Origin of the sequence: Trinickia caryophylli (assembly GCF_034424545.1) — a bacterium.
Classification (GTDB): Bacteria; Pseudomonadota; Gammaproteobacteria; order Burkholderiales; family Burkholderiaceae; genus Trinickia; species Trinickia caryophylli.
The window spans coordinates 3,194,097-3,208,992 of the sequence record NZ_CP139970.1; the positions used below are offsets into that span (position 1 = coordinate 3,194,097).

Here is a 14,896-nt window from a genome sequence, read left to right on the forward strand (position 1 = left end):
TTTTCCCTCCCACTGGTGCCGGGCAATCCGGTCTGATGCGTCTCCTCTTGTCCAATCCTTCGAAGGAGATCATCGAATGAACGCCCATATGTGCCGCCTGCCGCGCCCAATGGTTCACGATAGCTCGGCTGCTTATGTCGAAGACCGTGGCCAGCCCACCGCCGCGATGCCGGGCAACGACGGGTACTACAGGTTTACGGACTCGCTTGTCGGCGCGCGGCGTCTCGCTGTCGTCGGCGAGAGCGAGGCGGATATCGCGGAGTTTTTCGACAAATTCCCGGAGCGGGGCATCGAGAGCGCGGTCCCCGGGCAGCCCGACATCTATACCGGCATGTTCGCCTACGAGCCCGGCGATCGGTTCGCGCACAGCCTCTTTCCACTCAACGATTCGGCCATGGCGCTTTTTCGTGGCGCGACATCGCTCGCGTCGGCCGAGAGTCTCACAAAGTCGGCGCTGCTCGGCAAGGCCGCGGCGCCAGCGCTGCCGCCCGGCAGGGTGCCTCATCTGCCTGAGGCGGTAAGGGCTACGGTGAAAACGGCCAGCGGCGCAATCGGTCCGCTCGAGAAAGCGTTGCCCGACGTTGCCGCGGCGATTCAGGACCGCGCGAGCGCCATCAAGGACGACATCAAGCGCAAGCTTCACCTCGGTGGGGCGGAGGCGGACAAGGCGACGAAGCCGCTGGTCGCCGTCGTCTTCAGCTACATGCCCGAGGAGGGCATGACGAAGGTGGGGCGGCACCGCGTCGACTTCGAGACCTTGTCGGCCCGGGTGCCTGCCGGCCGCCGGCAGTAGGGCACCGGCAGTAGAGCACCGGCAGCGGGGTGCCGCGCGCCGCTTAGCGCACGCGCATGCCGGGCTTCGCGCCCTCGTGCGGCTCGAGGATGTAGAGGCCCGGTTCGGCTTTCTCGTCCCGGGCCGAGGCGGCCAGCACCATGCCTTCCGACAGGCCGAATTTCATTTTGCGCGGGGCGAGGTTCGCCACCATCACCGTCAATTTGCCGACGAGATCCTCGGGACGATAGGCCGATTTGATGCCGGAGAACACGTTGCGCGTCTTCTCTTCGCCGACGTCGAGCGTCAACTGCAGCAGCTTGTCGGATCCTTCCACGGCCTTGCATTCGACGATGCGCGCGATGCGCAGATCGATCTTGGCGAAGTCGTCGATCGAGATTGTCGCCTCGCCGGGCTCGGCGCCTGTTGGATTCGCGCTCGCGGCCGAGGCGGGCTTGCCCGTGCCCGCCGTTTCCACGGCCTTCGCCGCCTTGGCTGTCTTGCCGGCGGTATCGGCCACCGCGGCCACCGAGGCTGACGCTTCGCCGGTGGGCTGCAGCGTCGCGCGGTTGGCGGCGATCAGCGCTTCGATCTGCTTGGGGTCGACGCGCGTCATCAGGTGCTTGTAGGCGTTGATCGGTTGAGCCGACGAAAGCGGCGTATCGGCATCGCGCCAGGCAAGCGGCGCCACGCCGAGGAACGTCTCGACGTTGGCGGCCAGTGCGGGCAGCACGGGCTTGAGCGCGATCGTCAGCAGGCGGAACGCTTCCAGGCTCACGCTCACCGTCTCGTGCAGCGCGACGGCATTGGCCGCATCCTTGGCCTGGTCCCACGGCTTGGCCGTGTCGACATAGGCGTTGACGGCATCGGCGAGTTCCATCGTCTGGCGGATAGCGCGGCCGTACTCGCGCGTTTCGTAGTGGGCGGCGATCTCGCCGATTGCCGCGCGCAGCCTGGCGAGCAGCGGATGATGCATCGCGCTGTCCTGCACCCGGCCTTCGAAGCGCTTGATCAGAAACCCGGCCGCACGGCTCGCGATGTTGACGTACTTGCCGACGACGTCGCTGTTCACGCGTGCCTGGAAATCCTCGAGGTTGAGGTCGATGTCCTCCATCGTGGCGTTCAGCTTCGCGGCGAAGTAGTAGCGCAGCCACTCCGGGTTCAAGCCTGTGTCGATAAAGCTGCGCGCCGTGATGAACGTGCCGCGCGACTTCGACATCTTCGCGCCGTCGACGGTCAGAAAACCGTGCGCGAACACGTTGGTCGGGGTCCGATGCCCCGAGAACTCGAGCATGGCCGGCCAGAAGAGCGTGTGGAAATAGAGGATGTCCTTGCCGATGAAGTGATATTGCTCGGTGCTCGAGCCCTTGCGGACCCACGCGTCGAAGTCGAGCCCGAGCCGCGCGGCGAGATTCTTGAAGCTCGCGTAGTAGCCGACGGGCGCATCGAGCCAGACGTAGAAGTACTTGCCCGGCGCGCCGGGGATCTCGAAACCGAAATAGGGCGCATCGCGCGAGATGTCCCAATCGGCCAGCTTCGCCTCGCCGGCATCGCCCAGCCATTCGCGCATCTTGTTCGTGGCTTCGGGCTGCGCCAGGCCGCCCACCCAGCCGCGCAGGAACGACTCGCAGCGCGGATCCGACAGACGGAAGAAGTAGTGCGTCGACTTGCGGCGCACGGGCGTGGCGCCCGAGACGGCCGAGTAAGGATTGACGAGCTCCGTCGGCTGATAGGTCGAGCCGCAGACCTCGCAGCTGTCGCCGTACTGATCCTTGGCGCCGCACTTCGGGCATTCGCCCTTGATGAAGCGGTCCGGCAGGAACATTTCCTTGACGGGGTCGTACGCCTGCTCGATCTCGCGCGCATCGATGAGCCCCGCTTCCTTCAGGGCGAGAAAGATCGATTCGCATTGCTCGCGGTTTTCGTCCGAATCGGTCGTGTAGTAGTTGTCGAACGACACCAGGAAATTGTCGAAGTCGCGCTTGTGCTCGCCCCAGACGCGTTCGATCAGCGCCTTCGGCGTGATGCCCTCCTTCTCTGCGCTGAGCATGACCGGCGTGCCGTGCGTGTCGTCGGCGCCCACGTAGTAGACCTCGTGTCCGTGCATTCGCAGCGCGCGCACCCAGATGTCGGTCTGGAGATACTCGACCAGATGGCCGAGATGGATCTGTCCGTTCGCATAAGGCAGGGCGGACGTGACGAGGATCCGGCGCGCGGCGGCGCCTGAAACGGGGGCTGAGACGGAAGCGGTCATTGGCGTTCGAAGGGATTGACGCGGAAGGAAAGCGCCGATTTTAGCAGGCGTGCCGCGCTGCGGCCGCGCCGTTGCGGGCGGCGGGGTGCCGTGCGCAGGCCTCGGGGCCGCGAATCGGGGTTCGAGGGGGAAAAACGGGCAAAAAAAACCGGGGCGATCAAGGCCCCGGAGCAACAACGACAAGAGGAGAATGGTGACGCGGCGGCCAACGCCAGCCACGTACCGTTCGTAGAGACAGCGTTTTTTCGGGCGAGTTCGAAAAATTTTTCGATTTGTTTACCGGAAGCCTCCAGGCGCCCGAGGCGCCGGCCGCGAGGCTCCGCCCGCCCGCTATGCTGGCTACCTGTCGTTATTGATAGTTGGGGGTTTGGCCGTGTTGCGCGAGCGCCTTCAAATAGACCTCGACGCGGCGGTTGGCGGCGCGCCCCGCCTCCGTGTTGTTGTCGCCAACCGGGTCTGCCGGACCGAAGCCGCGCGCCGCGAGGCGGTTGGGGGCGACCCCGCGCTGGCTCAGATAGCCGGCAACAGCGTCAGCCCGGCTTTGCGACAATCGCTGATTGAGCTCGGAGCCGCCGGTGATGTCCGTGTACCCGCGCACGTCGGCCACGAGTTCGGGGTTCTGGCGCATCTGGTTCGCCACTTCGTCGAGCGTGCGGGCGAGCGACGGACTGATCTGAGCACTATTGACGGCGAACGCGTCGGTGGCCGGAATGTTCACCTTCAGCGATCCGTCACCCTGTTCGTTTACCGTGGTGCCGGTTCCCTTCGATGCGCCCGAGATCTTGTTGCGGATCGCCTGCCAGTTGTAGCCCGTGATGCCGCCGGCCAGCGCGCCTACGCCAGCGCCGATCGCGGCGCCCTTGCCGCCGCCGAAGATGGCGCCGAGGCCCGCGCCCAGCGCTGCGCCGGCACCCGTGCCGACAGCCGCATTATTCTGCTGCTGCGTGGCGCAGCCGGCGAGCAGTGTGCCTGCGACGGCGAACACGCTCAGACGAGTCATGATCTTTGCATTCATTTCTTCGAGTCCTCTCTTCAAATCGAGGCGCAACGGGAGCGTGCGCCCCAGTGCGGGCTTGCCGGCTCGAGCCGGGAACCGGGCGCGCGCCGCAGCGCGGTTTCGCTCGACGCCGGCACGGCGGCCTAAGCCCCGCCGCGCGCGGTGTCTTCATCGGACCGCGGCACGGCTACTACTACAATAGCGCGTATGCGGCCGGATACGACCCCTTGATTGACGCAGAGGGAAGGTGCCCGCCGCGTCGCTTTTTGGCAATGCCGGGCAACACTTTCTTTCAATTTTTCAGCGCTGCGGCTCTCTGCCGCAATCTGCGCAAGGCTTCCGGCGGGATGTCCCGCCGCGGCCGTTTAGCTTCGGAGTCAATCGATGAGCATTGATCGGGCCTTGGTCGACGCCGCGCTCGCGGCCGTCACGGACCCCAACACGGGCCGCCCGTTCGCGGCATCCGGGGGCATCGGCAACGTCACCCTCGACGGCGCCAGGGTGGCCGTCGAGGTCGTCCTGGGCTATCCCGCCCGGAGCCAATACCCGGCGCTGGCCAAGCCCATCGAGGCGGCGCTCGTCGCCGTGCCGGGCGTCGAGCACGCGGATGTTTCGTTTCGCCAGTCGATCGTCGCGCATGCGGTGCAGCGCGGCGTCAAGTTGTTGCCCAACGTGAAGAACATCATTGCGGTGGCATCGGGCAAGGGCGGCGTCGGCAAAAGCACGACGGCCGTCAACCTGGCACTCGCGCTCGCGAGCGAGGGCGCCTCCGTCGGCATACTCGATGCGGATATCTACGGCCCGTCCATTCCCACGATGCTCGGGATCGCAGGCCGGCCGGAGTCGCCCGACGGCCAGACGATGAATCCGCTCGAAGGCCACGGCGTGCAGGCGAACTCGATCGGTTTTCTCGTCGAGCAGGACAACCCGATGGTCTGGCGCGGCCCGATGGTGACTTCGGCGCTCGAGCAGTTGCTGCGGCAGACGAACTGGCGCGAGCTCGACTATCTCATCGTCGACATGCCGCCCGGCACGGGGGATATACAGCTCACGCTCGCGCAGCGCGTGCCCGTCACGGGGGCGGTGATCGTCACGACGCCCCAGGACATCGCACTCATCGACGCGAAAAAGGGCCTCAAGATGTTCGAGAAGGTGGGCGTGCCCATCCTCGGGATCGTCGAGAACATGAGTATTCACATCTGCTCGAACTGCGGTCACGCCGAGCACATCTTCGGCACGGGCGGCGCCGAGCGCATGGCGGCCGAGTACGGGGTCGAACTGATCGGCAGCCTGCCGCTCGACATCGCGATCCGCGAGCAGGCCGACAGCGGCCGGCCGACGGTCGCCGCCGAGCCGGCGGGGCGTATCGCCGAGATCTATCGCGCCATCGCGCGCAAGGTCGCCCTGCACGTCGCCGAGCGGGCACGCGACATGACTTCGCGGTTTCCGAACATCGTCGTGCAAAACACGTGACGGCAGTGCGCGCCCGCCCCAGGCCGGGCCCGGCCACGCCGTTGCTGCGCGCGGCCCGGAGCGCGGTATCATGTCGCCTTCGCTTGAGTCCGGCACCGGGGGAATCCACCGCGGCGGCCGGCATGAGGATCGCATGAGAGAACGAACCGACGGGCGGTGTCTGCAGGCGCTGGGCGTGCTGGCCTGCGTCGGCCTCGTAGGGCTGACGGGCGCGACGCTCGGCGGATGTGCCGCCTTTCTCGGCCCGCACGAAAAACGCGCCACCGCGCAGTTGCTTCCGACCGTGGCCAATACGGCGCGCGGCTCCGTCACGTTCATCGAGCGCTCGGATGGCGTACAGGTGACGTATAACCTGATCGGCCTGCCGCCGATGAGCGACCACGCGCTGCAGGTGCACGAGCGCGGCGATTGCAACGCGGCGGACGGCTCCAGCGCGGGCGCGGTATTTGCGCCCGGCGCGTCGCGGCGCCGGGGCGGCGGTCGTCTCGAGGGCGATCTCGGCAACATTCATGCGGACGCGACGGGCGTTGCAACCGGCTTTATCGTCGCACCCGACGTCTCGCTCGACGGCGTACGATCGGTGGCCGGGCGCTCGGTGGTCATTCATCGCGAGCCGGGAGACCCCGCCTTTCCCGACCATGGCGTCGGTGCGGCGCTCGCATGCGGCACGATACGCGCCCAGTGAACGGGCCGAGGCAGCGTGAAATGCGGTGTCGCGGCTCGTCATCCAATGCAGGCAGTGAATCTTAACGTCTCTTTATGACAATCAAATCCGACAAGTGGATTCGGCGCATGGCCGATGAGCACAAGATGATCGAGCCGTTCGTGGCCGATCAGGTCCGCACGGCCGCGGACGGCCGCAAGATCGTGAGCTTCGGCACGTCGAGCTACGGGTACGACATTCGCTGTGCGGACGAATTCAAGATCTTCACGAACATCAATTCGACGATCGTCGATCCGAAGAACTTCGACGAAAAGTCGTTCGTGGATTTCAAGGGCGATGTCTGTATCATTCCGCCGAATTCGTTCGCGCTCGCGCGCACGGTCGAGTACTTCCGCATTCCGCGCAACGTGCTGACGGTCTGCCTGGGCAAGTCCACCTATGCGCGCTGCGGCATCATCGTCAACGTGACGCCGTTCGAGCCGGAATGGGAGGGTTATGTGACGCTCGAGTTCTCGAACACGACGCCTTTGCCGGCGAAGATCTACGCGAACGAAGGCGTGGCGCAAGTGCTCTTCTTCGAGAGCGACGAAGTCTGCGACGTGTCGTATGCCGATCGCGGCGGCAAGTATCAGGGGCAGCACGGCGTCACGCTGCCGAAGACCTGACGTCGTCATACGGTTGACGCCGATTCGAGAAGAGAATGAGAGGTTTCGAGCGACCGCTCGGCACGGATTGAGATTCCGGGCCCGGCGGTCCTTGTTTTTGGAGAATCGTCCATGAAGTTTCGTTTCCCCGTCGTCATCATCGACGAAGACTTTCGCTCCGAGAACATCTCGGGTTCCGGCATCCGGGCGCTTGCCGAGGCGATCCAGGGGGAGGGGGTGGAGGTGCTCGGCCTGACGAGCTACGGGGACCTCACCTCGTTCGCGCAGCAGTCGAGCCGCGCGTCGTGCTTTATCCTGTCGCTGGACGACGACGAGCTGATGCTCGGTGAGACGGGCCCCGACGGCGAGCTACCCGAACTCGCCACGGCGATCCTCGAATTGCGTGCGTTCGTGACCGAAGTCCGCCGCCGCAATGCCGACATTCCGATCTTTCTCTACGGCGAGACGCGGACGTCGCGCCATTTGCCGAACGACATCCTGCGCGAGCTGCATGGGTTCATCCACATGTTCGAGGACACGCCCGAGTTCGTCGCGCGCCATATCGTGCGCGAAGCGAAGGTCTATCTCGATTCGCTCGCGCCCCCGTTCTTCAAGGAGCTCGTCAAGTACGCCGACGAAGGCTCGTACTCGTGGCACTGCCCGGGCCATTCCGGCGGCGTGGCGTTTCTGAAGAGCCCGCTCGGCCAGATGTTCCACCAGTTCTTCGGCGAGAACATGCTGCGCGCCGACGTGTGCAACGCCGTGGACGAGCTCGGCCAACTGCTCGACCATATCGGCCCGGTGGCTGCCTCCGAGCGCAACGCCGCGCGCATCTTCAGCGCCGATCATCTCTTTTTCGTCACCAACGGGACGTCGACCTCGAACAAGATCGTCTGGCATGCCACCGTGGCGCCGGGCGATATCGTTGTCGTCGATCGCAACTGCCACAAGTCGATCCTGCATGCGATCACGATGACGGGCGCGATTCCCGTGTTTCTCACGCCCACTCGCAACAACTTCGGCATCATCGGCCCGATCCCGCTCGACGAGTTTCGTCCCGAGAACATTCGCAAGAAAATCGAGGCGAACCCGTTCGCGCGCGAAGCGCTGCAGAAGAACCCGAACCTCAAGCCGCGCATTCTGACGATCACGCAGAGCACGTATGACGGCGTGGTCTACAACGTCGAGATGATCAAGGATCTGCTCGGCGATTTCCTCGATACGCTGCATTTCGACGAGGCCTGGCTGCCGCACGCCGAATTCCATCCGTTTTACCAGGACATGCATGCGATCGGCGCGGGCCGCCCGCGCACCGGCGCGCTCGTGTTCGCGACGCATTCGACGCACAAGCTGCTTGCCGGAATCTCGCAGGCATCGCAGATCGTCGTGCAGGATTCGGTGGACGGGGTGTTCGACCGCCATCGCTTCAACGAGGCGTACCTCATGCATACGTCCACGAGCCCGCAGTACGCGATCATTGCGTCGTGCGACGTCGCGGCCGCGATGATGGAGCCGCCGGGCGGCACGGCGCTCGTCGAGGAATCGATCGCCGAGGCGCTCGATTTCCGCCGCGCGATGCGCAAGGTGGACGCGGAGTACGGCGAAGACTGGTTCTTCCAGGTCTGGGGGCCGGAGGCCCTCGCCGACGAAGGCATCGGTTCGCGCGAGGACTGGGTGCTGCGTGCGAACGACCCGTGGCACGGCTTCGGCCCGCTCGCCGAGGGCTTCAACATGCTCGATCCGATCAAGGCGACGATCGTCACGCCAGGGCTCGACCTTGCGGGCGACTTCGCCGAGACGGGTATTCCCGCAGCGATCGTCACGAAGTATCTGGCCGAGCACGGCATCATCGTCGAGAAGACGGGCCTCTACTCCTTCTTCATCATGTTCACGATCGGCATTACGAAGGGCCGCTGGAACTCGATGGTGACGGAGCTGCAGCAGTTCAAGGACGATTACGACAGCAACCAGCCGCTTTGGCGCGTCCTGCCCGAGTTCGTGGCGCAGCATCCGGCCTACGAGCGCATGGGCCTGCGCGATCTGTGCCAGGCGATTCACAGCGTTTATCGCGCGAACGACATCGCACGGCTCACGACCGAGATGTACCTCTCGAACATGGAGCCGGCCATGAAGCCGTCGGACGCATTTGCCAAGCTCGCCCACCGCGAGATCGACCGGGTGCCGATCGACGAACTCGAAGGCCGTGTGACGAGCATTCTGCTCACGCCATATCCCCCCGGCATCCCCCTCCTGATTCCGGGCGAGCGCTTCAACAAGACGATCGTCAATTATCTGAAGTTCGCGCGCGAGTTCAACGAGCGCTTCCCGGGCTTCTCGACGGACATTCACGGACTCGTGGCCGAACCGGTCAACGGGCGCGTCGAATACTTCGTCGATTGCGTGCGCGGCTGACCATGAGCGGCACCGCGAAGACTCTGCGCCGTATCTGGCTCGCGCTGAGCCTGGTGGCGGGTGTCGCGGGGTGCCTGGCGCTGCCCGGGGCGGCGCGGGCCGAAGCGGCACCCGCGGATCCGATCGACACGGCGATGCGCGCCTGCCTCGCGCGGGCCGATCGTTCGTCGCCGGCGGGGCAGGCGCAATGCATGAATGCCGCACGCGAATCGTGGAGCGGCGCGATCGACGCGGCCTATCGGGCGCTGATGACCAACGCGCCGATGACGGTCAGGCGTGCGTGGCAGGCGAGCCAGCGGCGCTGGCTCGAATGGCGTCAGGACGAGGCCGCGCTTGTCAAAGCGGTGTTCCAGACGACGCACGGTTCCGCCTATCAGATCACCGAGGCAAACGTGCTGCTGCAGCCGGTGCGCGATCGCGCGCTGCAACTGCGGCGCGTGGCGGCTCTCTATGAGCCGAAGGCGGCGCCGGTCGCCACGGCGAGCGCCGCGGGGGCCGGTGCATCCGAGGCGTCCTTTGGCGCGAGCGAGGCGGCATCGGTTTCATCGGCGGCCACGGCCGTGCGTTCCGCGCGATTACGGCCGTGCACGGTCGATGCAGCCTGCGAGCACGCGCAGTTCGACCTGAACCGGTACGCGCGCAAGCTGCGAGCGAAGCTGCCGATGCGTTCGCGCGTGACGCTGGCGCATGCGCAGCGCGCTTGGCGCAGTTACTTCAATGCCACCTCGGGGCTGGGTTCCGAAGCCGATCGCGTCGACCTGATCGGCGCGCGGCTGGCGACGCTCAAGCGTTTGTCGGAGACGGCCGGCAATGATTGAAACCGGTTGGTGACGTGCCGGCGAGGACCTACCCGGCCGGGGCAGCGCATCGAACAGAACGCCGCCGCCGCATGCACGGAACCGCTTTGCCCGTTCGGTCCGCCGTGAACTCGCCCTGGCGTCGAGCGCGGGTCGAGCGCGGTAGGCCGCGCGGCCGTGAGTGTGCAGCCTTACCGGCTGGCTCGATACGCTTCGAGGCCCTTGCGGGCCTGCGCGCGGATCGCGCGTTGCACGAAAGGCGTCCAGCCGAGCACGACCCCCTTCATCCCGAGTGCCTGCCGTGTCCAGCGCCATAGATCGAAGCTGTCGCGATGCTCGACGATGAGCCCGCCGCGAAACACAAAGCGCGCATCGATCCGGTTGGTCACCATGCGGCCGGTCTGGCGGAACCGGTAGCGCGCGATCCACTGCGCGCCGCCGCTCTCGTCGTTCGCGTGAACCTCGCCGAACGTCAGCGAAAACTCCTGCGCACGCTCGAGCAGCATGCGCCACATGTCGCCCACCGCCTCGCCGCGCAGTTCGCCGAACGCCGGATCGCTGAAGACGACGTCGCGAGCGTAGCAGGCCAGCATCGCTTCGATGTCGCGCCGCCCAAAGGCCTCGTAAAAGCGCCGGATCGACTCGGTGTTGGACTGGCTCACTTGCCGCGCTGCGCTTCGAGCGCCTTGCGCGCGGCTGTCGCCGCGGCGCGCACCTGATCCGGCGCGGTACCGCCCGGATGATTCCGGCTCGCCACTGAGCCTTCGAGCGTCAGATAGTCGAACACGTCCTCGCCGATCAAGTGCGCCACCTTCGGCAGCTCGGCACGCATTTCGTCGAGCGAAAGGTCCGCGAGGTCGCAGCCACGATCGACGCAGATCCGAACCGCATGCGCCACGGCTTCGTGCGCATCGCGAAACGGCAGGCCACGCTTGACGAGGTAGTCGGCCAGGTCGGTCGCTGTCGAAAAGCCCTGCAGCGCCGCGGCGCGCATGGCTTCGGGCTTGACGGAGATACCGGTCACCATCTCGGCGAAGATGCGCAGTGTGTCGGCCACCGTATCGACGGTGTCGAAAAGAGGTTCCTTGTCTTCCTGGTTGTCCTTGTTATAGGCGAGCGGCTGCCCCTTCATCAGCGTGAGCAGCCCCATCAGATGGCCGTTGACGCGCCCCGTCTTGCCGCGCGCAAGCTCGGGCACGTCGGGGTTCTTTTTCTGCGGCATGATCGACGAGCCCGTGCAGAACCGGTCGGCCAGATCGATGAAACCCACGCGCGGGCTCATCCAGAGCACGAGTTCCTCGGAAAAGCGCGAGACGTGCGTCATCACGAGCGCTGCCGCCGCCGCAAACTCGATGGCAAAGTCGCGATCGGACACGGCGTCGAGCGAGTTCGCGCAGATGCCGTCGAAGCCGAGCGTTTGCGCCACCGCGTGGCGGTCGATCGGATAGCTCGTACCGGCCAGTGCCGCCGCGCCGAGCGGCAGGCGGTTCACGCGCGTGCGGCAGTCGCGCATGCGTTCGGCATCGCGGCCGAACATCTCGACATAGGCAAGCAGGTGGTGGCCGAAGGTCACGGGCTGGGCGACCTGCAGATGGGTGAAGCCGGGCATGATCGTGCCGGCGTGCTGCTCGGCCAGATCGATGAGCGCCGAGCGCAGATCGCCGATGAGCGTGCCGATGCGGTCGATCTCGCCGCGCAGCCACAGCCGGATGTCGGTAGCCACCTGATCGTTGCGCGAGCGACCCGTGTGCAGGCGTTTGCCCGCATCGCCGATCAGCGCCGTCAGGCGCGCCTCGATGTTCAGGTGCACGTCTTCGAGGTCGAGCTGCCAGACGAATTCGCCGCGCTCGATTTCACCCTTGATCTGCGCCATGCCGCGCTCGATCGCCGCCAGGTCCTCTGCGCCGATGATGTTCTGCGCGGCCAGCATCTTCGCGTGCGCGAGCGAGCCTTCGATGTCGACGAGCGCCATGCGCTTGTCGAAGAAGACCGACGACGTATAGCGCTTGACGAGCTCGGACATCGGCTCGGAGAAGCGAGCCGACCAGGCTTCGCCTTTTTTGTGCAGTTGGGACGTCATGGTGATGGGCCGTGAAGTGTGGATCGAGGCGGCGGCGCGGCGCGCCAAAGCGCATGATTTTAGCATCGGGCCGGCACGGGGCCGCCGTCCCGCCCCGTCCGCCCGCCATTGCCGCCATTGCCGCCATCGCCGCCATCGCCGCAGAATAGCAGCCGCGGATGACCCGAGGCCGCCTGCGGCTCGGCCGCTCGGTCTGCGGTACCCGTTGGCGGCCGCTACGCCGTTGCCATCAGCTTGCCTGCGCAGACGACAGGGCCGCTCGGGCCGTTCGCGTCGGGCGAGCCGCCCGGCGGCTCGATGGACACGGCCAACCGCGTGAAGCCCTTCATCGCGTGTACTTTCATCGCCACCGTCTTGCCTGCCGGCAGCATGCCGAGCGACACGGGCCGCCCATGCTCGGGAATGCCCCAGAGCTGTTCCGATTTGCCGGGCGGAGGGGCGTCGCCGCCGCTCATGCGGTGCACGCTCATCATCGCGCTCTTGTCGTCCCACATGACGAAGACCATCGTCTTGCTCGTCTTCACGTCGGCCAGGGCCGCAACGTAGGCGACGCGCTCGATCAGCGGGCCGCCCGCGCGCGGGGCGGATTCGGGCGATACGGTCGTCGATGCCACCGGTGCCTCCGGTGCTCCCGGCGCGAACGGCCGCAGGATCGCCGCGAGCGCAACGGCGGCGGCCAGGGCCGCGCCGGTTGCCGCGATCGACCAGCCGCGCCAGAACGCCAGACTCTCGAACCAGCGCGTGCGGGCGCCGGCTGCCCGGCGTCGTGCCGCCAGGGCGTCCGCAGCCGGTGCCTGGGCGGGTGCTTGCCGGCCGAGTGCGAGCCGGCGCGCGAGCGCGTCCCATACCTCGGCGGGCGGCTCGACCGGCGGCGCGAGTTCCGGCAGCGCGCTCAGGCGTTGCTGCCACGCGTCGATCGAGGCGCGAATGGCAGGCTCCCGGCTGGCGAGCTGCTCGAAGCGGCGCCGCGCGCCGCCGCGCATCACGCCGAGCGCATACTCCGCGGCCAGCCGCTCGATCAGTTCGGGATACCGGTGCAACCGCATCTCACAGGCCTCCCATGCAAGCCTTCAGCTTTTCCAGGCCGCGGCGCACCCACGACTTCACTGTGCCGAGCGGCACCGAGAGTGTCTGCGCAATCTCGCCGTGGCTCTGGTCGCGCAGATAGGCGAGCGCCACGGCCTGCCGCTGGCTGGCGTCGAGCCGGCCCATGCACACCGAGAGCCGGCGCGCCTCTTCGCTGATGAGCGCCGCATCGGCGGGATCGCGCTCGTCGCCCGCCAGCAGCTCGTCGAGCCCGTCCGTCCACTCGGCCAGCGCAGGCGTGCCGTCAGCCAGCACCGCTTTTTGCCGGCGCAGGTGATCGAGCGCGCGATTGCGCACGATCGCCGTCATCCACGTGAGCGGTGCGGCAAGGCTTTCGCGGTATTCGCCCGCGTGGCGCCAGATGTTGACGAACGATTCCTGCAAAGCTTCCTCCGCCCATTCGGGCTTCACCAATATACGCAGCGCGACGCCGAACAGTTTCGCGGCCGTCAGGTCGTAAAGCGCGCGCAAGGCGCGCTCGTCGGCGCGTGCGATGCGCGCGAGCAGCGCCGCGAGGGCGGGTGGGGTGGAATCGGCAGGATGCGGCGGGCTCATGGGGCGGCGTGGCGTGCCGTCGTCGGGAATGGGCGCTATGTTAGCAGCGGCGGGCGGGCTCACGCAGGCACGAGGACGACGAGCAGCAGATCTTCGCGGTGCGCCGGCTTGAACGTGATCTGCTCGTAGACGAGCCGGCCCTTGCCCGGATGATCGAACTCGCGCGTGCCGACCTCGCGCTCGCCCACGTCCTGCGAGGCCCAAAAGCGCGCGAACGCCTCGTTTTCGGCGGCGAGCGTGTCGATGAGCGCGCGCGTCGGCGCGTCGTTGAGGTGGCGGATGGAATCCGCGCGGAACTGTGCCACCAGCCGGCGCGCGCGTGTTTCCCAATCGACGATCAACGAGCGGGCCGCGGGCGACGTGAACGTGAAGCGCAGGAGGTTGCGTTCGTGTGTGGCGTCGGCGGGCGAGCCGTCGAGCCAGCCGACGAACAGTTCCGCCGCAGGCGCGTTCCAGGCGAGGGCATTCCACTGGCGATCGAGGACGTAGGCGGGAGCCGTGAGGTGCTCCACCGTGGCGATCAGCGCCATCGGCGCCTCGGCCGCCGCCTGCGCGGGCTCGGCCGGATCGCGTTCGCCCGCGAGCTCGAACAGGTAGCCGCGCTCGGCACGCGTGAGCTGCAGCGCCACGGCGATGCGCGCGAGCGCGTCGGCCGAAGCGGACACCGGGCGTCCTTGCTCGATCCAGGTGTACCAGGTCGGGCTCACGCCGCATAACTGGGCGACCTCCTCGCGCCGCAGCCCCGGTGTGCGGCGGCGCGGCCCAGGAGGCAGGCCCACCGCCAGCGGGGAGAGCCGCTCGCGATGAGCCCGGATGAACTCGCCGAGCGCGCGTGCCGGTGTTTCGGTCAACGGGCCCCCCGCGGTCCGGGGCGCGGCGGACGGCCCCGACATGGCGGGCCGAGGCGGACGATCGGTCGACGAGGAGGCCATGGTCGTTTCGTTGTCGGTTTCGGTTGGATGGATTCGTTCATCCCGGCCCCGAGCCGGGTGGGTTCGATACCAGGATAATCGCTTGCCTTGTACCGGTACTGCGCGCGTCATATTGTAGCTGCCAGACGTGCATTGATGCGGTGCATTGATGCGGCTTCGTAACGGCCGATCAGCGTCTGTCGCGCCTTCCGTGCCCCGGTGGCCCATCGGCGTCGAAGGCGGCTGTCGAG

At 66.8% G+C, this 14,896-nt stretch carries 13 protein-coding genes; 6 read left to right on the forward strand and 7 right to left on the reverse strand.

Going from position 1 to position 14,896, the window contains the following annotated elements:
* Window positions 1–76: 76 nt before the first annotated feature.
* The gene (locus tag U0034_RS14470; RefSeq protein WP_139831217.1) at window positions 77–793 is read left to right on the forward strand and encodes a hypothetical protein; all 717 of its coding nucleotides are present in this window, start codon (window positions 77–79) and stop codon (window positions 791–793) included.
* Window positions 794–836: 43 nt separating this feature from the next.
* Here the strand turns inward: U0034_RS14470 and metG are convergent, their stop codons facing one another.
* Both metG and U0034_RS14480 read right to left on the reverse strand, forming a co-directional pair.
* Complete coding sequence (metG, locus tag U0034_RS14475) at window positions 837–3,026, reverse strand: methionine--tRNA ligase (RefSeq protein WP_085230195.1); 2,190 nt, start codon at window positions 3,024–3,026, stop codon at window positions 837–839.
* A gap of 349 nt (window positions 3,027–3,375) precedes the next feature.
* Complete coding sequence (locus U0034_RS14480) at window positions 3,376–4,041, reverse strand: OmpA family protein (RefSeq protein ID WP_085230196.1); 666 nt, start codon at window positions 4,039–4,041, stop codon at window positions 3,376–3,378.
* A 366-nt stretch (window positions 4,042–4,407) separates the two neighbouring features.
* Here U0034_RS14480 and apbC point away from each other — a divergent pair, with 366 nt between their 5' ends.
* The 5 genes from apbC to U0034_RS14505 all read left to right on the forward strand — a co-directional run bounded on the left by apbC (window position 4,408) and on the right by U0034_RS14505 (window position 10,034).
* Window positions 4,408–5,496 carry an iron-sulfur cluster carrier protein ApbC gene (gene apbC, locus U0034_RS14485; RefSeq protein ID WP_085230197.1) on the forward strand — a complete coding sequence of 363 codons (1,089 nt, stop codon included), beginning with the start codon at window positions 4,408–4,410 and terminating at the stop codon, window positions 5,494–5,496.
* 133 nt (window positions 5,497–5,629) lie between these two features.
* Window positions 5,630–6,181 (forward strand): superoxide dismutase family protein, encoded by a 552-nt coding sequence (locus U0034_RS14490; protein ID WP_085230198.1) that lies wholly within the window; start codon window positions 5,630–5,632, stop codon window positions 6,179–6,181.
* A 74-nt stretch (window positions 6,182–6,255) separates the two neighbouring features.
* Window positions 6,256–6,825 carry a dCTP deaminase gene (dcd, locus tag U0034_RS14495; RefSeq protein WP_085230199.1) on the forward strand — a complete coding sequence of 190 codons (570 nt, stop codon included), beginning with the start codon at window positions 6,256–6,258 and terminating at the stop codon, window positions 6,823–6,825.
* Window positions 6,826–6,936: 111 nt separating this feature from the next.
* Window positions 6,937–9,216 carry an arginine/lysine/ornithine decarboxylase gene (locus tag U0034_RS14500; protein WP_085230200.1) on the forward strand — a complete coding sequence of 760 codons (2,280 nt, stop codon included), beginning with the start codon at window positions 6,937–6,939 and terminating at the stop codon, window positions 9,214–9,216.
* A 2-nt stretch (window positions 9,217–9,218) separates the two neighbouring features.
* On the forward strand, window positions 9,219–10,034 hold the full coding sequence (locus tag U0034_RS14505) for a lysozyme inhibitor LprI family protein (protein ID WP_085230201.1): 816 nt from the start codon (window positions 9,219–9,221) through the stop codon (window positions 10,032–10,034).
* Window positions 10,035–10,204: 170 nt separating this feature from the next.
* Here U0034_RS14505 and U0034_RS14510 read toward each other — a convergent pair whose 3' ends face one another.
* From U0034_RS14510 to U0034_RS14530, 5 genes are all read right to left on the reverse strand, one after another.
* Window positions 10,205–10,675 carry a nuclear transport factor 2 family protein gene (locus tag U0034_RS14510; RefSeq protein ID WP_085230202.1) on the reverse strand — a complete coding sequence of 157 codons (471 nt, stop codon included), beginning with the start codon at window positions 10,673–10,675 and terminating at the stop codon, window positions 10,205–10,207.
* Window positions 10,672–12,093 (reverse strand): argininosuccinate lyase, encoded by a 1,422-nt coding sequence (gene argH, locus U0034_RS14515; RefSeq protein ID WP_085230203.1) that lies wholly within the window; start codon window positions 12,091–12,093, stop codon window positions 10,672–10,674. Before argH ends, U0034_RS14510 begins: the two co-directional genes overlap by 4 nt.
* A gap of 215 nt (window positions 12,094–12,308) precedes the next feature.
* Window positions 12,309–13,139, reverse strand: a complete 831-nt coding sequence (locus tag U0034_RS14520) for an anti-sigma factor (protein WP_085230204.1) — start codon at window positions 13,137–13,139, stop codon at window positions 12,309–12,311.
* A 1-nt stretch (window position 13,140) separates the two neighbouring features.
* Complete coding sequence (locus U0034_RS14525) at window positions 13,141–13,734, reverse strand: RNA polymerase sigma factor (RefSeq protein WP_085230205.1); 594 nt, start codon at window positions 13,732–13,734, stop codon at window positions 13,141–13,143.
* Window positions 13,735–13,793: 59 nt separating this feature from the next.
* Window positions 13,794–14,627, reverse strand: a complete 834-nt coding sequence (locus tag U0034_RS14530) for a helix-turn-helix transcriptional regulator (protein WP_085230206.1) — start codon at window positions 14,625–14,627, stop codon at window positions 13,794–13,796.
* Between the last annotated feature and the right edge of the window lie 269 nt (window positions 14,628–14,896).